This is a genomic window from Ascidiimonas aurantiaca (genome assembly GCF_037646345.1).
Classification (GTDB): Bacteria; Bacteroidota; Bacteroidia; order Flavobacteriales; family Flavobacteriaceae; genus Ascidiimonas; species Ascidiimonas aurantiaca.
On record NZ_JBBEWR010000005.1, the window covers coordinates 245,514 to 267,523 of the forward strand.

General features: G+C 38.4%; 26 protein-coding genes and 1 tRNA gene. 17 read left to right on the forward strand and 10 right to left on the reverse strand.

The genetic code is table 11. The annotated features are described in order from the left end of the window. Positions 1-113 precede the first annotated feature (113 nt). Both WAO84_RS07300 and WAO84_RS07305 read right to left on the reverse strand, forming a co-directional pair. Positions 114-1,145 carry an alpha/beta hydrolase gene (locus WAO84_RS07300; RefSeq protein WP_340064791.1) on the reverse strand — a complete coding sequence of 344 codons (1,032 nt, stop codon included), beginning with the start codon at positions 1,143-1,145 and terminating at the stop codon, positions 114-116. Between the two features lie 93 nt (positions 1,146-1,238). Then, the gene (locus tag WAO84_RS07305; RefSeq protein WP_340064792.1) at positions 1,239-2,045 is read right to left on the reverse strand and encodes a LytTR family transcriptional regulator DNA-binding domain-containing protein; all 807 of its coding nucleotides are present in this window, start codon (positions 2,043-2,045) and stop codon (positions 1,239-1,241) included. 439 nt (positions 2,046-2,484) lie between these two features. Here WAO84_RS07305 and WAO84_RS07310 point away from each other — a divergent pair, with 439 nt between their 5' ends. Next, positions 2,485-2,718, forward strand: coding sequence for a hypothetical protein (locus tag WAO84_RS07310; RefSeq protein WP_340064793.1), 234 nt, complete (start codon positions 2,485-2,487; stop codon positions 2,716-2,718). 175 nt (positions 2,719-2,893) lie between these two features. Here the strand turns inward: WAO84_RS07310 and WAO84_RS07315 are convergent, their stop codons facing one another. After that, the gene (locus WAO84_RS07315; RefSeq protein WP_340064795.1) at positions 2,894-3,367 is read right to left on the reverse strand and encodes a DinB family protein; all 474 of its coding nucleotides are present in this window, start codon (positions 3,365-3,367) and stop codon (positions 2,894-2,896) included. 219 nt (positions 3,368-3,586) lie between these two features. Between WAO84_RS07315 and WAO84_RS07320 the strand changes: the two genes are divergently transcribed. Together WAO84_RS07320 and WAO84_RS07325 are read left to right on the forward strand one after the other, a co-directional pair. Then, on the forward strand, positions 3,587-4,192 hold the full coding sequence (locus WAO84_RS07320) for an MCP four helix bundle domain-containing protein (RefSeq protein ID WP_340064797.1): 606 nt from the start codon (positions 3,587-3,589) through the stop codon (positions 4,190-4,192). Between the two features lie 352 nt (positions 4,193-4,544). Further along, positions 4,545-5,117, forward strand: a complete 573-nt coding sequence (locus WAO84_RS07325; protein ID WP_340064798.1) for a dihydrodipicolinate synthase family protein — start codon at positions 4,545-4,547, stop codon at positions 5,115-5,117. 158 nt (positions 5,118-5,275) lie between these two features. Here the strand turns inward: WAO84_RS07325 and thiD are convergent, their stop codons facing one another. Genes thiD through thiM form a run of 4 tightly spaced genes read right to left on the reverse strand, consistent with a single transcriptional unit; the run spans position 5,276 to position 8,133 of the window. Continuing rightward, positions 5,276-6,088, reverse strand: coding sequence for a bifunctional hydroxymethylpyrimidine kinase/phosphomethylpyrimidine kinase (thiD, locus tag WAO84_RS07330; RefSeq protein ID WP_340064800.1), 813 nt, complete (start codon positions 6,086-6,088; stop codon positions 5,276-5,278). Beyond that, the gene (gene tenA / locus WAO84_RS07335; RefSeq protein ID WP_340064801.1) at positions 6,076-6,729 is read right to left on the reverse strand and encodes a thiaminase II; all 654 of its coding nucleotides are present in this window, start codon (positions 6,727-6,729) and stop codon (positions 6,076-6,078) included. The genes thiD and tenA overlap by 13 nt, the downstream gene beginning before the upstream one ends. Beyond that, entirely contained in the window at positions 6,705-7,349 is a 645-nt protein-coding gene (thiE, locus tag WAO84_RS07340; RefSeq protein ID WP_340064802.1) for a thiamine phosphate synthase, read from the reverse strand. The genes tenA and thiE overlap by 25 nt, the downstream gene beginning before the upstream one ends. Beyond that, the gene (gene thiM, locus WAO84_RS07345; protein ID WP_340064803.1) at positions 7,342-8,133 is read right to left on the reverse strand and encodes a hydroxyethylthiazole kinase; all 792 of its coding nucleotides are present in this window, start codon (positions 8,131-8,133) and stop codon (positions 7,342-7,344) included. The genes thiE and thiM overlap by 8 nt, the downstream gene beginning before the upstream one ends. 769 nt (positions 8,134-8,902) lie before the next feature. Between thiM and WAO84_RS07350 the strand changes: the two genes are divergently transcribed. Continuing rightward, complete coding sequence (locus WAO84_RS07350) at positions 8,903-9,466, forward strand: hypothetical protein (protein WP_340064804.1); 564 nt, start codon at positions 8,903-8,905, stop codon at positions 9,464-9,466. 9 nt (positions 9,467-9,475) lie between these two features. After that, entirely contained in the window at positions 9,476-9,886 is a 411-nt protein-coding gene (locus WAO84_RS07355; protein WP_340064805.1) for a hypothetical protein, read from the forward strand. A 260-nt stretch (positions 9,887-10,146) separates the two neighbouring features. Here WAO84_RS07355 and WAO84_RS07360 read toward each other — a convergent pair. Then, positions 10,147-10,219: transfer RNA gene (locus WAO84_RS07360), tRNA-Met, on the reverse strand. Between the two features lie 176 nt (positions 10,220-10,395). Between WAO84_RS07360 and WAO84_RS07365 the strand changes: the two genes are divergently transcribed. Both WAO84_RS07365 and era read left to right on the forward strand, forming a co-directional pair. Further along, the gene (locus WAO84_RS07365) at positions 10,396-11,763 is read left to right on the forward strand and encodes an alanine/glycine:cation symporter family protein (protein ID WP_340064807.1); all 1,368 of its coding nucleotides are present in this window, start codon (positions 10,396-10,398) and stop codon (positions 11,761-11,763) included. Next, the gene (gene era / locus WAO84_RS07370; protein ID WP_340064808.1) at positions 11,750-12,634 is read left to right on the forward strand and encodes a GTPase Era; all 885 of its coding nucleotides are present in this window, start codon (positions 11,750-11,752) and stop codon (positions 12,632-12,634) included. The genes WAO84_RS07365 and era overlap by 14 nt, the downstream gene beginning before the upstream one ends. A 4-nt stretch (positions 12,635-12,638) precedes the next feature. Here era and WAO84_RS07375 read toward each other — a convergent pair whose 3' ends face one another. Continuing rightward, positions 12,639-13,151 (reverse strand): GTP-binding protein, encoded by a 513-nt coding sequence (locus WAO84_RS07375; protein ID WP_340064809.1) that lies wholly within the window; start codon positions 13,149-13,151, stop codon positions 12,639-12,641. A 211-nt stretch (positions 13,152-13,362) separates the two neighbouring features. Between WAO84_RS07375 and WAO84_RS07380 the strand changes: the two genes are divergently transcribed. From WAO84_RS07380 to WAO84_RS07425, 10 genes are all read left to right on the forward strand, one after another. Beyond that, entirely contained in the window at positions 13,363-14,895 is a 1,533-nt protein-coding gene (locus WAO84_RS07380; RefSeq protein WP_340064811.1) for a choice-of-anchor I family protein, read from the forward strand. 152 nt (positions 14,896-15,047) lie between these two features. Beyond that, positions 15,048-16,352: a ribosome biogenesis GTPase Der gene (gene der, locus WAO84_RS07385; protein ID WP_340064813.1), complete on the forward strand. Its 1,305-nt coding sequence runs from the start codon at positions 15,048-15,050 to the stop codon at positions 16,350-16,352. Positions 16,353-16,750: 398 nt separating this feature from the next. Then, a complete protein-coding gene (locus WAO84_RS07390; RefSeq protein ID WP_340064814.1) occupies positions 16,751-16,945 on the forward strand; it encodes a hypothetical protein in 195 nt (64 codons plus the stop codon). Positions 16,946-16,965: 20 nt separating this feature from the next. Then, positions 16,966-17,178, forward strand: coding sequence for a hypothetical protein (locus WAO84_RS07395; RefSeq protein ID WP_340064815.1), 213 nt, complete (start codon positions 16,966-16,968; stop codon positions 17,176-17,178). 40 nt (positions 17,179-17,218) lie between these two features. After that, on the forward strand, positions 17,219-17,695 hold the full coding sequence (locus tag WAO84_RS07400; protein WP_340064816.1) for a hypothetical protein: 477 nt from the start codon (positions 17,219-17,221) through the stop codon (positions 17,693-17,695). Next, positions 17,692-18,654, forward strand: a complete 963-nt coding sequence (locus tag WAO84_RS07405; RefSeq protein WP_340064817.1) for an ATP-grasp domain-containing protein — start codon at positions 17,692-17,694, stop codon at positions 18,652-18,654. The genes WAO84_RS07400 and WAO84_RS07405 overlap by 4 nt, the downstream gene beginning before the upstream one ends. Position 18,655: 1 nt before the next feature. After that, the gene (locus WAO84_RS07410; protein WP_340064818.1) at positions 18,656-18,835 is read left to right on the forward strand and encodes a hypothetical protein; all 180 of its coding nucleotides are present in this window, start codon (positions 18,656-18,658) and stop codon (positions 18,833-18,835) included. Further along, a complete protein-coding gene (gene gwsS, locus WAO84_RS07415; protein WP_340064819.1) occupies positions 18,822-19,907 on the forward strand; it encodes a grasp-with-spasm system SPASM domain peptide maturase in 1,086 nt (361 codons plus the stop codon). Before WAO84_RS07410 ends, gwsS begins: the two co-directional genes overlap by 14 nt. 53 nt (positions 19,908-19,960) lie before the next feature. Next, positions 19,961-20,161, forward strand: a complete 201-nt coding sequence (locus WAO84_RS07420; RefSeq protein ID WP_340064820.1) for a hypothetical protein — start codon at positions 19,961-19,963, stop codon at positions 20,159-20,161. Positions 20,162-20,230: 69 nt separating this feature from the next. Further along, the gene (locus WAO84_RS07425; RefSeq protein WP_340064821.1) at positions 20,231-20,854 is read left to right on the forward strand and encodes a hypothetical protein; all 624 of its coding nucleotides are present in this window, start codon (positions 20,231-20,233) and stop codon (positions 20,852-20,854) included. A gap of 17 nt (positions 20,855-20,871) precedes the next feature. Here the strand turns inward: WAO84_RS07425 and WAO84_RS07430 are convergent, their stop codons facing one another. Beyond that, entirely contained in the window at positions 20,872-21,966 is a 1,095-nt protein-coding gene (locus tag WAO84_RS07430) for a 3-keto-alpha-glucoside-1,2-lyase-like domain-containing protein (protein ID WP_340064822.1), read from the reverse strand. Positions 21,967-22,010: the final 44 nt, after the last annotated feature.

Here is a 22,010-nt window from a genome sequence, read left to right on the forward strand (position 1 = left end):
AATATTTTATAGCATAAAGGATACTTTAAATTCACTTATAAATAAGAGCGTGCCTTCTGCTTTAAACCAAATATGTTATTTGCCTGATCATACCCCTGTAGCAAACACTGTCTTCAATGTGCTGCTAAAAACGTTAGTATTGCCTGGTTACACGCTTCAGGCTGGTCCAAAAATGATTCGTGTCCGCAATTGGGTAAAACTGTTAAGGTTGCCTTAGGAATAAGGTGTTGGGCCTCTTCCAGTTCTTCGGGTACGGCAATATCATCAAACCTTCCTGTTAGTAACAGTACAGGATGTTGTATATGAGCAATATTTTTAAAGCGGTCCAGGTTTCGATCGGCCTCCCAAAGTTTATCGGCTACCCGTTGGTTGTCTTTGTTATTAAAATATGAAACAGGGTTGTAGGGACGGGAGAACAGCACCTTAACTACCATACCTATAGAGATCTTTCTTTTAGTTGGGGTATAGGCGCGATCTACATAGGCGTTCCATTGTCGGGAAGTTTCTGCATTGTGAATAGAGTCGGTTTGCGTAATCCAGTCCCATGCCTGTTGCCAATAGGCCGTATCTTTTTCTTTGACAATAAACTCTTTTGCCAGATTTTTGAGGTACAGAGGGCGGTAGTAGGTATAGCGCATCCGGGAAAAGTCGGTAGTAACAGGTGCGTTTAAAACCATTCCCGCTTTGATAAACCGGGTTTTTTCAGGAAAGGCAGCCAGACAATCGAGTACTTCCTGCCCTCCGGCACTATGGCCCAGCAAATAAATATCCGCCTTATATTTTTCTTTAAGTGCTCTGGCTATGGAAATAATGTCTATGCTTACCTGTGTTGGATTAACAGATGTTGTATCTATTTTTTTAACAGATCGGTTAAGGCCGCGCTGATCAAAATAGGCTATGGCTACTTCGGTTTCAAGGGTGTTTTTCCATTTGGGATAATCTGACCGGCCAAAATCGATACCGTTATGGGCAGGTCCTCCCTGTACGAATAGTATAATTTTATGAGTGCTGAGGTTTCCCCGAATAAAGACCGGTAAATTTTTGGTTTCCGGTTCTACATAAAAAAAATCTTTTACTGTTTGTGCCTTTACGCTTATAAAGGCGAACACCATACTTAGGCAAACTAATTGTTTTGAATACTTCATTTTTTAAGGTTTTGACATGAAAGTGCAAAACAATACATACGAAAGATCAAAGCGAAGGTTTCTGTTAAGTAAAAAGGTGAATGGGCTTTAATATCACAGTGACTGGGTTATCCATTTTTTAAATACGGGGGCATTATATTTAGATACTATAAGGTTTTTGTGAAAGTTCATGCCGTATTGTAATTGTATCTCCAGTTTTTGATAATCTAATTTTTTAAACGCTGCAATTGCTTTTCGGGCCACAATTACCTGCCTGTTCAACCTAAAGAACTGGTGTGGGTTCAACGTATCTGTTAAGGCGGCCAGAGTATAACTGGTATGAAAACTTTCTCCGTTGTGTAACCGCGCCCATACCAGTCCCTGATCTGTATAAAAAAGAGCTACTTCAATAATACTAACCAGCCGGGTTTCATTGCCAGTTTGTAAACGTATTTCTTTGAGATATTTACTAACGGTTTCAGGCTCTGCAATATCTTGAGCAACGGGTTTGTAGAAATACTTTTGGTAGAAATACGTGCTGCCAATAATGAGCATGGCCCCGATAATTGGGAGGTCGTAATCGTATAATGTGGTTTCTTCACGTAATGAAGAAACGTTATAATACAATTTGTAAAACAGAATATCGGTAACCAGCACATACCCAAAAACAACAGCAGAAACAATGAGCAAAAGAATAAGCCATTGAAAATACTTTTTTAGGGTGTACCTTCGGAATGCTTTTAATAACAGATAATTGAATAAAAGGTAGCCGGTAATCAGAGTAAACCAGAGGTGCAGGAAGTTAACCACTTTATCGGTATTCCATTCTGAAAAATAGAAGAAATAAGGATCAATAAGCCCATAAAGAAATACGGAGATCAACAGGGTTACCAAAAGTACAGATAACACTTTTTTGCTCATGAAAACTGAAATTGTATATTAATAGTGGGAACTGTTTGATACCCATTGGCCGACTAATTTACTAAATAAACACGATCAGTTAGCAGAAGGTTTATGTTTGGCCATTTGAAATAAGGTTTTATTCCGTACAACTTTTTACACCCTGACTCTTATTTTAAAAACTTTGGATAAATTGAACACAAATATCAAATAATCAGGTTTTTTTGTATTTCTTCACGTGATTTTTACGGGTATTATGTGATTTACTTGTAAGTAAAATTACCTATTTAAAAAATAAGTATTTTCTCTCTTTTTATTGTTGTGATGATATAGGAGATTTGTAAAGTGAACTAACTAAGAATATTCGATTGAGTAGCTGCTATCATTTTTTGTTCACAAAGGTGGAATCTGAAAAGCCTCAATAAGAAATAGAGTAAGAACAATTAAAAAACAATTAACTATGAGTTCAGTAAGTGAAGATATCCAACAAATGCAGGCACAAATTGAAAAATATGGTTCTGTAACCCAATTTGGTGTAAGAGTGCAGGTAATTGAAGGTCCTGGCGCGCAGGAAGGCAATACCGGTTCTATAACCGTTGCTTCCGGAGGTAGAGTCGAAGGTAATGGAATTACATACAATGCAGGATGGGAAATTGGTAATTGGGGAGACACTATGACTTTTACCAAAAGATAAGGGATCCTCATTTTTAATAATGCGTAATCGATATACGTTAATGTATTACGGTTTTGCAAAAATAATGTGATCGTTTTTTGACGATCACATTATTTGTTTTGAAGGGAATCTATTTCTGTCTAGATATTGAGTATTCTTACTAAATTATGACTAAAAAGCGATAAAAGAATAGTCGCTATTTGTTTTCAATTACCAGTTTTTTGATGAGAGATATCTGCCCGAGGTGGTAGTAGCTATGTTCAATTACGCCTTCAATATTACGCAGGTAGGTACCGTATTTCTTACCTGTAAACATTTCGTCCAACATGTGATCTGGCATGTTTTTGGTATGATGTACAAACTCTTTTGCATTGGTGACAAACTCATTTGTCAGGCGTTCCCAGTCTGCTTCCGATTGAATAGGAGGTAGGTTAAAACTATATTGATCCCTGATCTTCAATTCTCCTCCGTTAAACACAGTCAGAATACCTGCTAAGTAGTAATTAAGGTGATATATGAGAGCCGCGATCGAGTTTAGATCTTCTGGTTTTTGTGTGGCCTGCTGCCACGTTACACCTTCTATTTGCTGTCTGCAATTAGTGTTTGCGATCCAATAGCCATCCAGTAAAACCTCCTGTAATCTGTTGGCGAGTAATACACTTCTTGTCATGTAATTTAGGTTTACTAATTCGTAAGAGCTCTGGTAAAACTTATATAAATCCCAATAAATCTTGATTTTAAGTCTCTTTTAGTCAAAAATATTATTTCTTATAATCAATCGGGGCCATTTTATCTGTTAAAAATTGTATTTTAAGAATTTTAGCTCATAGTTACGGTATCCCTTTTTGTATTTTTGTAAGCATTTATTCAGATCGATTAATAAAAGATTATGGAGTTCTACAAAAAAATAAAGTGGATTTTAGGTATTTTAATGGTTTTTGTTTTGATCGTTACTACCAATTTGATAGACCGTAACAATTTTGTAAGAGTCAGAGATTCGGTAGTTACCATTTATGAAGACAGGCTGGTAGCGAAAGATCTGATTTTTGACATAGCAAAATCGGTTCATAAAAAGGAAAAAGCAGCTATTAAGTCAGACTCTCTTTTCTTTTTAAAAGAGAATGTTTTGATTAACGAAGACTTACAGGAGTTTCTATCTCGTTATCAACAAACCAGGCTTACCGATGAAGAAGGCAAGATCTTTGATGATCTGAAAGGCAACCTGGCACTGTTAGAAAAAGCCGAAATCGCTTTTGTTCGATCTGAATTTGTTCAAAAAAAGCCTTTGATGGATCAAATTTTCCATGTGCAAAACAACCTTGACGATCTGTCTGAAATTCAACTGGATGAAGGCAAAAAGCAAATGTCAATTAGTAAAAGAGCGATTGATACGGTTGAATTATTCACACAAATTGAAATATATTTATTAATCTTCCTTGCTATTGTTATCCAGATCATAGTAATGTATTCGCCCAAAGAAAAAAAGGAAAACTAAACGGGAGTAAGGTTCTGTTAACAAGGTTGTTGGGTGATAGAGCCCGACTAAATTTTTTGTCGGCTATTTTTAACTCCTGAAAGATAAGAGTAATGATTCTGTACACTTTTTCATTATATAACTACTTTTCCAAAGACGGTGGTTGATACTAAAAAGACAAACTCAATTAAGATAAAACCATACAATATATCATTCGTGCATTCACAAAAAATGAATTGCACAGGCATACATCTTAAAGGTATTGTGATCTTAATTCTTTAAAGGCAGTAAAACAAAGCAAAAGTATTGCATTTCCGTACAATATTACAAATTTGTCGTGCACCTGTTATTTAATTTTGATAAAAAATGTATCATGAGAAAAGTAACATGGAAAGGGGTATATCCTGCTGTCACTACAAAATTCACAGCTAATGGAGATCTGAATATAGAAATGTTTTTAAAAAACATAGAACAGCAGGTAGCTGCGGGTATTGATGGTGTGGTTATAGGCGGGTCTTTGGGCGAAAGCAGTACCCTTACCCAAGAAGAACGACTTGAACTGGCCGAAGCCGCTTTAGACAGAGTAGGAGACAAAGTAGATATTATTCTCAACATAGCAGAAGGCGCTACCCGTACAGCTATAGAATTAGTAGCGAAGGCCGAGGCTATAGGAGTACACGGGTTTATGGTATTGCCCCCTATGATGTATAAACCCACTGACGGGGAAGTGGCTGATTATTTTAAAGATATAGCTACCAGTACAAAATTGCCAATTATGCTTTACAACAACCCTATAGACTATCAAATTGAAATAACCCTTGAGATCTTTGATGGGTTAGCAGAGCTTGAAAACCTTCAGGCAGTGAAGGAGAGCACCTGTGATGTTTCAAATGTTACCCGCATAAAACGCCTTCACCTCTTTCTATTGCGACTCATTGAACCTTAGGCCTACGGTTCATTATGGGTTCAATGCCATTTTTTGTGTAGCCTGAATCTATACCATAGTATTAGGGTATATTTATAGGGTATGTCCTACGGAAACTTTGAAAACCTCAGGTGTTTTACCTACTTCCCAAAAGTAAAGTAATGAGGTGCCTGTGCAAATTAAAGTCCGAAGTGATTTATAGGGCCGTTCCCTTTGCCTAAAACCTTGTTCTTTCCCAGCTTTATGGCACGATTTACATATTCACAGGCATTTTTTACTGCGGTTTCCAGATCATACCCTAAACTCAGGAAAGCAGCAATGCCCGATGATAGACTGCAACCGGTTCCATGTGTATTCTTAGTATCAATCCACGGGTTTGTATAGGGAATAGCTTTATCCTTTTCATAAAGGTACAGCATATCGGTCTTAACATTTGCCGCATCGTTAAGGTGTCCTCCTTTTAACAAAACAGAAGTGCGGTACATTTTCCCGATAGTACTGGCTGCATTTTCCAGATCTCCTGAGGCAATACTATAACCCAACATAAGGCTGGCTTCGGGAATGTTAGGGGTTATTAAGGTGGCTTGAGGGAGAAAGCTGTTTAAACAACTTATGGCATCATCTGTAATAAGAGTATCGCCCGATGTAGCCACCATAACCGGATCTATGACAATATTTTTGGAGTTAAACAAACCCAGCTTTTTACGAACGCTTTCAATAACCTCGCAGGAGTGTAGCATTCCTATTTTAATGGCACCAAAATCAATATCACTTAAAACGGCATCCAGTTGTTTTTCAATATGGGCCACAGGTATGGGGTGAATATCAAACACTCCCAGGGTGTTTTGAGCAGTAGTGGCAGTAATTACAGAAGCGGCATAGGCACCACAGGCGCTAATACTTTTAATATCTGCCTGAATACCTGCACAGCCACCGGAATCGCTTCCGGCAATAGTAAGTACACTTTTGTAGGGCGTTTTTATACTCTCCATGGTTCCTGTTTATAGGCGCTGTCCCAAAACATCCATTCCAATTTTGACGCTTTTTCAAATGCTAATTCCATTTTTTGCAATTGTATAGGCGAGGCGTTTTGTGCATGTTTGTTAGTAATCTCAATGGCATTTTTCACAGAAGCAGCAAAGGCTTCACCTCCATAGGTGTGTATCCACTCCTGATAGGGGTTATCTTTTTTGCCGGTTTGGTTGGCCAGAATATAGTTCCCTACTTCATGATATATGGTAAAGCATGGCAATACGGCAGCTAATCCCTCCTCCAAAGAATGGTTGTGTACAATGCGTGTTAAATAACTGGTGTATAATTCGCAGGTAGGAGAAGGTTCATTAGTGAACGGCACGCCCTTTAGGAACAACTGATGCAATGCACTTTCTACTGCGATGATTCCGGTTGCAGAATCAAGGAAAAATTGTGCATCTTCACTATTTGTACATTTCGTACCGGTGAGGGCCAGGATTTTTTTATACTCAGCGAGGTACAAAGCATCCTGATTAATGTAAAACTCAAATACATCTTTTGAAAGAGACCCATTCATTAGCTCAATAATAAACGGGTGCTTTTTGATGGCTTCAATTATAAAATCGGTTTTTGCCCTTACTTCTTCAAACCAGTTTGACATACCATTTCTTTTAGTTGTTTTGTTTCTTTTTCCGGATTTTCAGCCCTGGAGATGGCTGATACTACTGCGATGCCATCAGCCCCGTTACCGGTGAGGAGCATCACATTGTTTTTATGGATACCACCAATACAAACAACAGGTCCTGAAAACAGGGGCCTGATTGCTTTAAGACCTTCTACACCCAAAGGCGGGTCCAGGCCGGATATTTTGGTAAATGTGCTGAAAACAGGAGAAACCCCAATATAGTCTGATCCCAGAGTGTGGGCTTCAACGGCTTGTTGCGTATTACTTACAGACAGCCCGATAATTTTATCAGGGCCCAATAATTTCCGGGCTACGGTATAAGGAATATCTTTTTGGCCAATATGTACCCCATCTGCATTTATTGATAATGCAATATCTATTCGGTCATTGATAAGTAATGGAACATTGTATGCCCTGCAAAGCATTTTGGTTTTTAGGGCACGCTGGTAAAAGAAAAGGGTACTACTTCGTTTTTCTCTTAATTGAATAACAGTAGCTCCGCCTTTAAGAGAAGCTTCTAAAACTTTGAAAAATGTTTTATGATCTCTTATGCGGTCATCTGTCACGAACATTAAAGAGTAGTCAATTTTACTCATTTATCCTGGCTTTCTCCATAATAATTTTCTCTGATAACTGATACAAACTATCTAAAAAGTGCATTTGGAAACTCCCGGGCCCCTGAGATAGATCTTCTGTCATATCGCCGGCTACTCCCATGATGGTCATTGCCGCTGTGGCTGCTCTATGCATGTTAGTCTCAACGGCAATACAGGCACCTACCATAGCTGTGGCAGTACAACCCATTCCGGTAACTTTAGCCATTAGAGGACTTCCGTTGGAAACCACGTTACAGTCGTCGCCGGTAATAATATAGTCAGTTGCACCGCTAATTATGATCGTATTGTTTAACATTTTTGATAATCTTATGGCTTCTTCAACAGCATCTTCTGTATGTATAGTGCTGTCAACGCCTTTGGTATCATTGGTCAATCTGGCCAGTGCCACAATTTCGGAAGCGTTGCCTCGAATTACATCAGGTATGGCTGTTTTAATGATTTTTTGTGCGGTTTCGGTTCGATACTTCGAGGCGCCCACACCTACGGGATCAAATACGAAGGGGGTATTGGTAGCTTTGGCAGTTTTAGCAGCCAGTTGCATACTGTTAACCCAGGGGGCACTTAAAGTTCCCATATTGATCACCAGAGAAGATGAGATGGAAACAATATCCTCAACTTCTTCTACAGCATGTGCCATTACCGGAGAAGCACCCACTGCCAATAAAGCGTTAGCAGTATTGTTCATTACCACATAATTAGTGATATTATGGACTAATGGATTTCTACTTCTGATTTGATTTACTATTTGTTCTATGTTTTTCATTTTTCATAACGTATTACTACTATTTGCCAAATGTACTCCGGCAATTTTTAGGGAAATATAATAAAATGCAGGTAACTATAATGCAGGATTTAATGTTTATGTTTTTTGTACCCTTAAATGCCGCAATTTTGGGTAATAGCAAAAGAAAAAGGTATTTGCTTGAGGGTGATGTGTTTAAGGTTTTTGTTGTCTGGGTTGATTTACCTGATACACATTTTTTACACTTTATACAGAGGTTTCTTTCTTCAGTTTTACTTCAGGTAGTTTACCAGGCGTTCTATAGTTGTATTTGTGTGTTAGTAGAGTACCTTTAAATAGATACAGTTGGTTGTACAACAACTCAAAATATACCTTGTACAAGTTCTAAAACCAGATTAAAAAAAGCCAAACACTTTTGTGTTTGGCCTGTTGTAGCGGGAACTGGACTCGAACCAGTGACCTTCGGGTTATGAGTTGTATTATGCTTTTGATGAAATATTTAAAGTATGGATTATCATTACTTTGAAGCTCTAAAATAATCGGGTTAACAATGAATTTAGATACTTTTTAGGACTCCCTATTATTTCCAAAATGTAAGGGCGTAAGTAGAAAAATACATATAAACTCAATTTTTGCACCTTAAAACCACCTATTAGTTTTGCCTCTTCTCTTAAGTAGATTTAGTAAAATATTATCAATGTTGTTGTCTTATATAAAATGTTATGCAAAAATTAAATCTTATTTTTGCATAACATTTTTGTTATGTTTAATTTTGAGAAAGTGCTATTACGTGAGATTACATATTAATGAAATAAGTACTATTGTGGAATCATTGGAAAAAACTAATACAATTAACCATAATTCAGATAATTTTAATAGGTATTTAGACTCTTATAAAGGTGAGGTACAAAATAAAAGATCTGAAGGTTATTATCATGTAGATGTTGTTGCGGAGGCTTATAAACAGGGGTTTTCTGACGGCAAATTGTCAGGAAAGAAAGATTTTCTAGATGACATCATTTCTGATGAAATTGAATTGTTTACTCAAAAAGCAAATCAAATTTATATTTTATCAAAAAATATAGTTTCGATATTACAGAAAAATAATTTCAATGCAAACAGCTTGCATATAAATTTATCATTTAATAGACCCAGGGTTATAATATCTCTTCCCAATAAGTTTTTGAATGATGATAATTGTGTTGATTTAGCATATCTACAAATTAATGAAAATCGTAAAATTTTCTACAAACTTTTTAAAGAGAATTTGGATATTGGTCTTGTCGCAAGCGATCATTTAGATGAAAATATCTTGCAAGAGGACGGGTTTGGATATCAGGAGAATTATACTTAAAAATTATATTTGAGAAAGAAAGAACACGCCTTACGAAATCAAAAGCTTTCTGGTGAATTATATACTACCCAGATTTATTTTGATTGGGTAATTACTACAGCATTTTATGCAGCAATACATTTTGTAGAGCATAAATTACTTCCTTGTGAAATAAACTCTATCCAATGTAAAAACATTAATGAGGTAAAGTCAGCTTATGGAATTCCTGGGAGGCATTCTTCAAGAGAACGACTAGTTTTTGATAAACTACCTTTAGATGTGGCCGTTAAATATAAGTGGTTGGACGACAAATCTCGATATTCCAGATATGTAACCTACAAAGTAACCAAAACAGAGGCGGATAAGGCACTTTCTTATTTGCAATATATTCAAAATTCATGTTGCCCTAAAACAGAAAAGAAAACAAAGGCAAAAAAGTAATGCAATACTTCAATTAGGAATTGATCATGTTTAGGAACACCTTTTTTATTTTTTAAAGACTCATCTCTATTCTTTTTCAGATAGCTAATAAGATTTTGGTTTAAAGCATTGCTATTTGAGCTGACAACTCCATAATAATAACGACATTATTTTTGGGTACGAATCCGGGTACGTTTTTAGTGTTTATTTCGATTTTAATCCCCATAGACAGCCGTGTTAAAACCGAAAAACCCCTGTAAGTACAGAGGTTTTGCCTTTTGTAGCGGGAACTGGACTCGAACCAGTGACCTTCGGGTTATGAGCCCGACGAGCTACCTGCTGCTCTATCCCGCGATGTGGACTGCAAATATACAACGATTTTTAAATTTGCCAAGCCTTTTTTATGATAAATACGGCAATTGCTCCGGTAACAACGTAATTAATTGTAATACAATAACTTATTAAAATTGTTTTGCAAAAAAACCTCCAAACCTCGCAAAATCATTACATTTAAAACCAAATACACAATTTTGAATAGTATCAACCAACTTTTATCAGAACTTATTCCGTATGCAGAATGGCTCATGCTTATTTTTGTAATTGGTGGCGGATTATGGCTGGTCCTATACTCAAAAGGCTTGCCGTACCGGTATTTTGTACATGCCATAAAAGTAGTATCCGGTAAATATAGCAAAGGAGATGCTCCGGGTGAGATCAGTCATTTACAGGCCTTGTCTTCTGCAGTAGCAGCCACCGTAGGGCTCGGGAACATTTCAGGCGTTGCCATTGCCATTTATCACGGCGGGCCCGGTGTAGTATTCTGGATGTGGCTCACCGCGATCATAGGGATGTGTATTAAGTTCTATTCCTGTAGTCTGGCCGTTATGTTTCGTAAAAAATTACCGGACGGGCAGGTGTTGGGAGGCCCTATGTATTATATAACGCTGGGGCTGGGCCCTAAATTTAAACCCATGGCCGTTTTTTTCTGCCTTGCCGGACTTTTTGGGGTTTTACCGGTATTTACGGTAAATCAGTTTACGCAAACTTTGATCAGGGTAGTAAACCCTGCGGAAACGATCCTGCCTTTAAGCGATTTTAACTGGAAATTCATTATTGGTATCACATTGGTGATCCTTACGTCTCTTGTGATTTTTGGCGGACTTAAGAAAATAGCGAAAGTAGCGACATCTATAGTTCCGTTCATGGTTTTGTTATACTTTATAAGTGTGCTTATTATGATGAGCCTTAACAGCAGTAGTATTCTCCCTTCTTTACAATTGATCCTGAATGAGGCTTTTAATTTTAATACCGCCGTACAGGGTGGTTTCTGGGGATTGGTCATTCTCGGAGTTCGCCGGGCCGTTTTCTCTAATGAGTCTGGAGTGGGAACTGCTCCCATGTTTCACGGGCAGTCCCGAACCCATGAACCCGTACGAGAAGGCCTCGTGGCAATGTTGGGCCCTTTTATTGATACCATTGTGGTATGTACCCTTACCGCACTCGTTATTATCATTAGCGGCGTATATACTAATGCTGACAATAACGGTATCCTGATGACACTGGCAGCCTTTGAAAAATTACTTTTTGGTTATGGAGCCGAAATATTAATGATACTGGTTTCTGCTTTTGCATTAAGCACCCTTTTTACGTATTCCTATTACGGGGTAAAATGCCTTACCTTTATTACCAATGCCCGTGTAGGGAAGTGGTATAATGCTGTTTATATTCTTAGTATTACCTTTGCAGCCGTGGCTACGGTAGATATGGTAACCAATCTCATCGATCTGTCATTCGCTTTTATGTGTCTGCCCAATATGATAGCAGTGATCTGGCTGGCACCTCATATTAATCGTGCAGCGACCACATATTTTAAAAAAATGAAACATGAAAAAGCATAAAGCTGGGTTTGTCAACATTATTGGGAATCCCAATGTAGGGAAATCGACCCTAATGAATGCAATGATGGGAGAAAAGCTCTCTATTATCACCTCCAAGGCGCAGACTACACGACACCGCATTCTGGGAATTCTTAACGGAGAAGATTTTCAGATCATCTTATCAGATACACCGGGTATTATCAAGCCCGCTTACCAGCTACAAGAAGCTATGATGGATTTTGTAAAATCTGCTCTTGAAGATGCAGATGTACTCCTGTACATGATAGAAATCGGAGAAAAGGAATTAAAAGATGAAACATTCTTTCAAAAGATCACGGCAACAGAAATTCCTGTACTCCTACTCATTAATAAAATAGATATTTCTTCTCAGGAAGAACTGGAATCACAGGTAGCCTGGTGGCAACAGAAAGTTCCCAATGCAGAGATCTGGCCGGTTTCGGCAATTACGGGTTTTAATGTGGTAGAAGTGTGCCAACGAATCGTAGAGCTTTTACCGGAAGCCCCGCCTTTTTATCCGAAGGATCAGCTTACGGATAAACCGGAGCGCTTTTTTGTAAACGAGGCCATACGGGAAAAAATACTTCTCAACTATAAAAAAGAGATCCCGTATTCGGTAGAAGTGATTACTGAAGAATTTAATGAAGACGAGACTATAATCCGTATTCGCTCTGTAATTATGACCGAGCGGGAAACCCAAAAAGGTATTATTATCGGACACAAAGGCGGCCCTTTAAAAAGAGTAGGAACACAGGCCCGAAAAGACCTGGAAGCCTTTTTTGGCAAGAAGGTTCACCTGGAACTGTATGTAAAAGTCAATAAAGACTGGCGTAGCAATTCACGACAGCTAAAACGTTTCGGGTATAACCAATAATAAATCAAAGAGTAGCCAGTGTAGCTTCCATAAACTGATGGAGGGCCCGCATCTGGTCTTTTCCCTGAGTCTTTCCAAAACGACCAAAAGCATACAGGGCAAACCACATGACCACCATACAGATCATAATGGCCATTTGCAGACCAAATGGCTCCCCGATAGACCAGTTGGAATACGCCCAGATACCAAAAATCACAAAAATCGTAGCTACCCCAAAATGGAGGAACATAAAAAATGTCCACAAAGTAGGGTTAGGGCCGAAAAGGCCATAGAGCCGGGAATGGTTTTCAGTGGTCTCATTGATCTCCAAATGAAGCTGAGGCGACCAGAAATTAATTTGTTCCTTATTGAATTTAATAAAAACATGATCATCTATCCTTTTTACAATAAAAGGGGAGGCAATAGCTGTTTGAAAAGCATGAAGGGCCTTCTCTTTAGGATAGTTCAATTCTCTTTGAAAACGGGGCCGTAAAACAATCTCGTTGGGAAGTGAGCTCATAAGTTTGACAAAATTCATAAAAAGATACATTTTTTTGATGAAAATGTAAATAATTACCGCTTTGTTTTTTTAGATAGTCTTATTTGAAGTGCTATGTTTTTTCTGCAATATTCTTTCACTGTTTCCTTTTTCATAACATTAGAGAGCTATTCCTAAAGGTATGTTTTGAATTCGTTAACCTTTTAATCACAATGTTCATTCATCTTTACACGATCAAAACAAAACTCTTATGAAAAAAACAGGTTTATTGTACAGTCTCTGTTTCTCTGCCATCTTTTTCTCCTGTTCAAATGATGATGATAACGGTGGGAAGAGTGACCCGAACCCGGATAATAGCGTAAACTTTCAATACCTTACTACCATTGAGGTAGGGGGCGAAGCTTCTGCCGAGATCGTAGCTTTCGATCCGCAAACCAATAAACTTTTCATTGTAAATAATGAAGACAATACTAACACAAAAGAGGTAACGGTATATAACATTAGCAATCTTTCATCTCCGGTAAAAGGAACATCTATAGATGTAAGTGGTGAAGGTGCGGCTAACAGTGTAGCGGTCTATAACGGACTCCTGGCTATTGCGGTAGAGGCAGACCCCAAGCAGGATCCCGGTAAAGTACTGGTGTACAATACAGATACCCAGACACTGGTAAATTCATACACCGTAGGTGCCCTGCCAGATATGGTTACTTTCACTCCCGATGGTACCCGGTTGCTTACCGCCAATGAAGGAGAGCCTAATGATGATTACAGCGTTGACCCCGAAGGCTCTGTTAGCGTTATAGAATTAGCTTCCGGTAACGTAACCACTTTGAGCTTTTCCTCTTTTAATGCTTCCGAAGCTGCACTGGAAGCCAATGGATTCCGGGTATTTGGCCCGGGTGCTACCCTCGCGCAGGATGTAGAGCCTGAATTTATTGCCGTTTCAGACGATTCCCGTTTTGCCTATGTGACCCTTCAGGAAAATAATGGAGTAGCCATTGTAGATCTTACCACCAATCAGATCAGCTCTATTTCACCTCTTGGGTTTAAAGAGTATTCTCAGGCAGGCAATGAAATAGATCCCAGTGATGAAGATGGTGAGAAACGATTACGGGCCGTACCCGTATTTGGGATGTATCAGCCCGATGCTATAACGTATGTAAATATAAACGGTACCGGTTATTTAATAACTGCCAATGAAGGCGATGCCCGTGATTACGATACCTTCTCTGAAGAAGAGCGTATCAAAGACCTGAGTCTGGATGCTACCGCTTTTCCAAATGCTGCTACCTTACAACTGGAAGAAAACCTGGGTCGTCTTCAAGTAACCAATGCACTGGGCGATACAGATAATGATAACTTTTTTGAAGAACTGTATTCTTATGGTGCGCGTTCTTTTAGTGTATGGAGCACAACAGGATCGCTTATTTATGACAGTGGTAGTGAGATCGCTACACGTACCTTATCCTTAACTCCGGACAGGTTTAATGATGATGACGGTCGTAGTGATGCCAAAGGGGCAGAACCCGAAGCAGTAACAGTGCTTAACCTTAAAGACGAACGGTATATACTCTTTGTGGGACTTGAGCGAAACGATCAGATACTGGTGTATGACATTACCAATCCTGTAGCACCTCAGTTTTTACAAATACTTTCCCGCAGTGAAGACGAAGCCCCCGAAGGTATCTTAGTAATACCGGCTGCCAATAGTCCGACGGGTAAAGATCTGCTGGTAGTTGCCAATGAAGATAGCGGTACAGTGTCTTTTTATGAAAATGAATAGTTAGTTCTATTTTATCCATATATCATCTTAATTAGAAAGGCGTGGTTTTTTACCACGTCTTTTTTATTTTGTAAATGTATTCTAAGAGAAATCAGAGTTTATTTTTTCCTAATAAACTAGAATAGTACCTTTGCGGCACTAAAAAATTCTGTATGAGTGCCATAGTAGCTATAGTGGGAAGGCCTAATGTTGGAAAGTCTACCTTGTTTAACCGTTTGATAAAACGCAGGGAGGCCATAGTAGATGCCGTAAGTGGGGTTACACGTGACCGGCACTATGGTAAAAGTGACTGGAACGGAAAAGAGTTTTCACTAATCGATACCGGCGGGTATGTAAAAGGGAGTGATGATATTTTTGAACAGGAGATCGATAAGCAGGTAGAACTCGCTATTGAAGAGGCAGATGTAATTATTTTTGTGGTAGATGTTGAGACCGGCCTAACCGGGATGGATGAAGATGTGGCGAGATTACTACGCCAATCAAATAAGCCGGTGTTCCTGGCCGTAAACAAAGTAGATGATGCTACAAGAAATGCTGATGCCGTAGAATTTTATGCTTTGGGGCTGGGTGAGTTTTTTACTATAAGTAGTAGTAACGGGAGTGGTACCGGTGAGTTGTTAGATGCTGTTGTCGAAAAATTACCTGAAACTCCCGAGGATGAGGACGATGAATTACCACGTTTTGCTGTAGTGGGAAGGCCCAATGCCGGGAAATCATCACTTATCAATGCCTTAATAGGTGAGGAGCGTTATATTGTTACCGATATTGCAGGTACGACCCGCGACAGCAATGATACCAGGTACAATCGTTTTGGTTTTGAGTTTAACCTGGTAGATACTGCCGGGATACGCAGGAAATCTAAAGTAAAAGAAGATCTGGAGTTTTACTCGGTAATGCGTTCGGTACGTGCTATTGAGCACAGTGACGTGTGCCTTCTGGTAGTAGATGCTACCCGGGGGTTTGAAGGGCAGGACCTCAATATTTTCTGGCTGGCAGAGCGAAACAAAAAAGGTATTGTGATCCTGGTAAACAAATGGGACCTGGTTGAAAAAGAAACCGGAACTCCCCGGGAATTTGAAAAACGAATACGAAAAGCTATAGAACCATTTACTGATGTACCTATTGTTTTTATCTCTGTTCTGACCAAACAACGTATTTTTAAGGCTATCGAAACTGCGGTTACCGTTTATAAAAACCGTAGCAAACGTATCACTACCCACAAGCTTAATGAAGTGATGCTCCCTATCGTTCAAAACCAGCCACCTCCGGCAAGTAAGGGGAAGTATATTAAGATCAAATTCTGCACGCAGTTGCCTACACCCACCCCGCAGTTTGCTTTTTTTGCCAACCTCCCTCAGTATATCAAAGACCCGTATAGGCGTTTTGTAGAAAATAAACTCAGGGAAAACTTTGACTTTCACGGAGTACCGGTTCAGGTGTTTTTTAGAAAGAAATAAGTTTTCTGTCCAAAAACACAAAAGTTTATTTTCTTAAGGCTTGACAAAGCCATTTTTAGGTTTTAAAGAATATCAAGTAATGTAAACCCATCACTTAGATAAGGCAAAAGCGTAATTTTTAGTAGATTTCGGCACGTTTTCTCTTATATTAAAATAGAGGTTGCATAGATATTTATTGTCCTACAAATTCTCTTATAACTATATTTTTAATTTAATCACTTGAAAAACAGTGTTTTAAAATGTATTTTTTTATCTTATTTACGATTTTCTAATTTTTAGAATATTCAAGGATTACTTCTTTTGTAAGAATAAATTTCATAATATTGAATAGTGATAGTAATAGCGAAATATGCTAAAGTGTTTTTATATTCTTAAAATAACTTATAAAAAGAAAGAATATGGAAAAAATACTGTTAAAAAAGTTTTCAGATCGCGGCATTAATGATTTTGGTGCATTAATGGCAAAAGGAAGTTTTGGTGATATTCCTACCACGATGGGCCCACCGGATAATCCTACGTATAGAGACGTACATCACGATCGTGATAATGATGGGCAATGGAGTCCCGGAGACTCTTTTACCGTATTTATCTGATAGAATTTTAATCATCGGTTATGAAGCGTATAGAAACTTTTAAAAAAGTGCAGATCACTACAGGAGCCTATCATACTAAAAAAGGTGGCTGGGACGGTATATATCCTACGGGTCCGGGAACTTTTGATCTGGGGAACTATACAAGTGATATTTACGCAGATAATGATGGTGATGGGAAAGTAAGTCCCGGAGATACCATTACTTATATTTTGGCAGCCCCCGACAGAGGTTAATAGTACCGTGTGTAGTAACCTCCCGCTAAAATTGGCAATAATGAATACCTATTTACTGTATGTAGCTTTTATTACCGGTATATGGATGTCTCATGCACAAGTCAATCCCCCCGGAAAAGTATCATCAAATATTTTATACAGCCAGGTCAAAAAAATTTTTGAAAGAGATCAGTCTGTCCGATCGTATATTCTTCACAACGAAAACGATCTGGATACATGTCTTAAAGACAGTTTATGGCTTTATCAAAACAAACTGGACTTCATCAATTCCAGAGAATTATTGAGTTTTATAGAAAAATACGGGTATCCAAATAGTGATATTATAGGGAAGCCCTTGTTAATATTCATAGTTTTAATGCACACCCCCCAACCTTTAAAGCAGCCCATGCTTGCACTGATCAGGAATGAGTACCAAAAAGGAAATATTCCTTTTGAAGAATTTCGCCAGATACAATGGCATCTGGAAGGGAGGGAGGGATTACCCTTTACATTCCGGTATGACAGTCCGGAACAATGATCGTTATCATTAGTTCTCAATATGACATAACTACCCAGATAGTTATTGACTGGTTATATTCTCTTGATACTGCATTTCAATTGATCTATTCAGAAGATGTTAGTAATCTTGAAACCCTGGGGTTTTCATCAGATAGCTACCTTACTATTAACGGTATTCCTTTTACGAAAAATACCATAGTATGGCACAGAAGAGGAAGAGTACGGCTTTTGAGTTATGACCACATGAAAAAAGAAACCACTTACAGATATCTAAAAAAAGAAGAAAATGCACTTGTGAAAGCGCTGGAGCTCGTATTGTCTAAAAATGTAAAAAAATACATAGGTTCATTCCTGGCAGAAGATGAAAACTATAAGTTATACCACTTAATGATTGCCAAACAAGTAGGCCTGCATATTCCTGAAACCGAAATAACAACCAGCAAAGCCAATCTGGTGGCCTTTAAAAGGAAATATGGTAAGATCATTTCCAAAGACCTCAGATACCCTGTATTTATAAAATTAGAGAACACTTCCTGTTTAAACTCTGCAGGGACTATTGAGGTACTCGACGAAGATATAGAGCAACTGGCTGATTTTTTTGAACCTGTTTACCTTCAGCAATTACTGCCTAAAGCTTTTGAAGTACGTGTTTTTTGTATAGAAGAACAGGTGTATGCAATGGCTATATTCTCGCAGAATAATGAAAAAACACAACTGGATTACAGGAATTACGATCCCGGGTTACCTAATAGGTGCGTTCCTTTCAAATTACCTTCTGTTATAGAGAAAAAATTAAAAACATTTATGAATAAAGCAGGCCTTTCTACAGGCTCTGCAGATTTTATAGTCACAAAAGATAATACCTATTACTTTTTAGAAATAAACCCTATGGGGCAACTGGACTGGGTCTCTAAAAACTGTAATTACCATATAGAAAAAAATATTGCCCACATGTTATATCAAAATACCATCTCATAATATGGAAAGAATATCAAGAGACCTGCCCTTAACTATAAAAAAGGCAAAACGAAATGACCCGGGCACCGAAAAGGAGCAGGAGAAGAGTATATACGTTGGGAAATACAATTCATCAAAGGTATTGCCTTATGGGCTTTACAGGCCGGCTTCTAAAATGAAATGGACAGATGGAACAGGTTAATAAACCTTTTAAAATATTCTCAAATTGTATTCCGGTAAAGGGACATACCCGGAGTACCATATGTGATTTACAACGAAAACAAGTAAAACTCATACCTAACGACCTATATACTATTCTTACCAAATATAACGGGCATACAGTAGAAGAGGTAAAAGCAATCTATAAAAATGAGTTTGATGAAATTATTGATGAGTACTTTGATTTTTTAACAGAACATGAGTTGATCTTTTTTACCGATTTTCCCGAACAGTTTCCCGAAATGCCCATTGCCTGGTATGACCCTTTTGAGATTACGCATGCCATTCTCGATTTCTCAGAGACGGTTGCCTATTCTCCTCAAAAAGCAATTGCGCAACTTCATGATTTACACTGCCGCCATTTGGAAATACGACTTTTTGGTGATTTTTCATGGGCTTTTCTCAAAGAGATTATTCAAAGTATCAATAAAAAATATACCCGTATCATCACGGTAGATTTTCTTATGAAATATCAACCTCATATATCTCATGATATGGCAGAGGCATTTTTACAACAAAACCCAAGAGTACATTCGCTGTGTTTTTACAGCGCACCCTCTGGGGCAAATATAAATACTACCCGAGAAAATACGGAACGTGTGTTTTACAATAAGGCAGACTTAAAAGGAGCAGGACATTGTGGTGAAATAGCACCCGGGTATTTTTCAATAAACATTAAAGCTTTTACAGAGAGCCTGCATTTTAACAGTTGCCTTAACGGTAAGATATCTGTTGATTGTTATGGAGCGATCAAGAACTGTCCTGCTATGGAGCGATCGTATGGTAATATTAACACCACTTCCCTGAAAGATGCTTTGGGAAACCGACATTTTAAAGATAGCTGGCACATCAAGAAAGAGCAGATCTCTATTTGTAGCGATTGTGAGTTCAGGCACATTTGCTCTGATTGCCGGGCGTTTTTAAAAGACCCTCACAATACATATTCCAAACCTTTGAAGTGTGGTTATGACCCCTATACCGGAGAGTGGAACGATTGGGAAAAAGATAAGACTAACGCATATTCAATAGAATATTATCATTTGAAATCATTATAAGGTGGTTGCCGAAAAACCTTAAAAGAGTAGGTACAATTAAAATTAACCAGCATATGGAAAAACTAGCAGCATCCAAATTCAAAACATTAGAAGTATCCCGGGCAATACACATAAAGGCAGGAGAGCCTTGTGGCACCAGTTATACCAGTTCTGCCGGTTCCGGAAGAGACTATTACCATGATAATAATGAGAACGGGACCCTTGATCGTGGCGATACCGTAATGTTAGACGATGGAAGACAGTTGGAATACTAGTTCAGGGGCTATCTTTTAGTGATAGCCTTTTGAACTTTAAATACAGAAAAATTAAAGAATAATCAGATTATGAAGTATTTTTTACAACTCAAATGGTTTTCCTTTATAGGGTTATTATTGTTTTTCAGCTTTGCTTTCAAACCATATCAAAAAGAACCTCCATTGTGCCGGCTTCTTGCAGAAATGCATGAGAAAGACCAACGGTACCGTAATGCACCCGAGATGCATGATCCTTTTTTTACCGTACTTGATTCTATTAAAGCCGCTGAAGGGTTAACCACCGGCATGTACAGCAAATTATCTGAAGAGGTACAACTAACTTATGGAAGGAGAGCCCGAATACTTGCCGATAAAAAAGGAACATTTACTCAAAAGTATCAGGATTCGCTCATGCAAATGCAGAAGCAACTTGATATTGAAAATACCAGGGAACTTTTAAGGATAGTAAAAGAGCACGGTTTCCCAAATATTGAAAAACTGGGATGCAAGAGTTATGCGGTCCCTTTTTTGATCTTTGGCCATGCGCCAGAAGCTTTTTGGAAGGAAATAGGAGAGGTCATTGAGGTTGAAAAGAAAAAAAACAGGATATCCGAAGGAGATTATAACTACATACGGTGGCACATAGGCTCCCGAAAAGGGAATCCCATTAAAACAAGATCGGGGGATGTTATTACCATAAAAGCGGATTTTTAGTCAATTTAACATCAGGTTTACAGAGGTTTTTGGATCTGGATACCTTCCATATCTTCAAACTTTCCCATAAGCCCCCACCCGTTTGCCTTTTCAAAAACAATACATTGGAGCACGTTGATGCCTTTTTGCAGTGATAGGGTCACCGTGTTTGCATGCATGGCCACATGCCCGGCGTATTGCAGGCCTTTAGCTCTAAAAGCATTAGTGCCCTGAAACAGTTCTTTGCCATTAAGATATAGAATGATACGGTCGCTGTAATCAAATGAAAATCTTTTGGAACTGGTTGTTTCGGCATCAATAGTTATAGTCGCAATTACAAAATCTTCAGGATTATTTTCAAAAGCTCCCTTGGCATTTTTTTCTACGTATTTGGAGATGGGTAATAAGCCGGAAGTCTCTGTTTGTGCAGGAGTTTGGGCGGTAGTTCTTTGTAAAATGCTGTCGTTAAAATCACTGGCCGGAAATGCTTTTGAGAGCCACCATGTGCCCACAACCCCCGGAGTTATTTTAACAGGGGTTTTAGTTTGAATCACGGGTTTTTTGGGTGTTATTTTAAAATCTGCAAACCGGTTATTAAAAAGTGACCACAGGCCAACAGAGCCATTTGTCATTTCACTTTTTAGTTCTTCTATTTTCAATACTTCTTTTTCGTTAACAAATACAATAGCGGCAGAACCCTGTATTTCTATTTTGAGAAGGTTCCAGCCTTTTTCGGGAAAGATAATCCGGGCCTGATGCTCTCTGTATAACTGCCAGTTACTCTCTCCTCCGAAGATAGGTGTGTATTGAATGGCATCCACCTGTTTGGATTTATGCATTCTCAGGTACACCTTATCCATAGTGGCCTGTTGTTTTCTGAAAAAAATACCTGCAAAAGCCCTTTCCGTATGTGCATATACCGAAACTTCGATGGTCCCGTCTGTAAAATCAAAGTCGGGTACCTCGGCATATCCATTTAGGGACAAAGTAGGTTTACCGTCAAATGGTTCAAAGGAAAATGCACTTTCCGGAGTAAGGCTCCAGAATTGCGGAGTCATAGGAACATTGGTAGTTTGCTGGCTAAAGGTAAAAGAACCCATCCCCAGAGCGATAAAAAAGGAAATGTATTTCATGAGGTCTTTTATTTGCAAATATCTGCCACGTATTTTATGCAGCC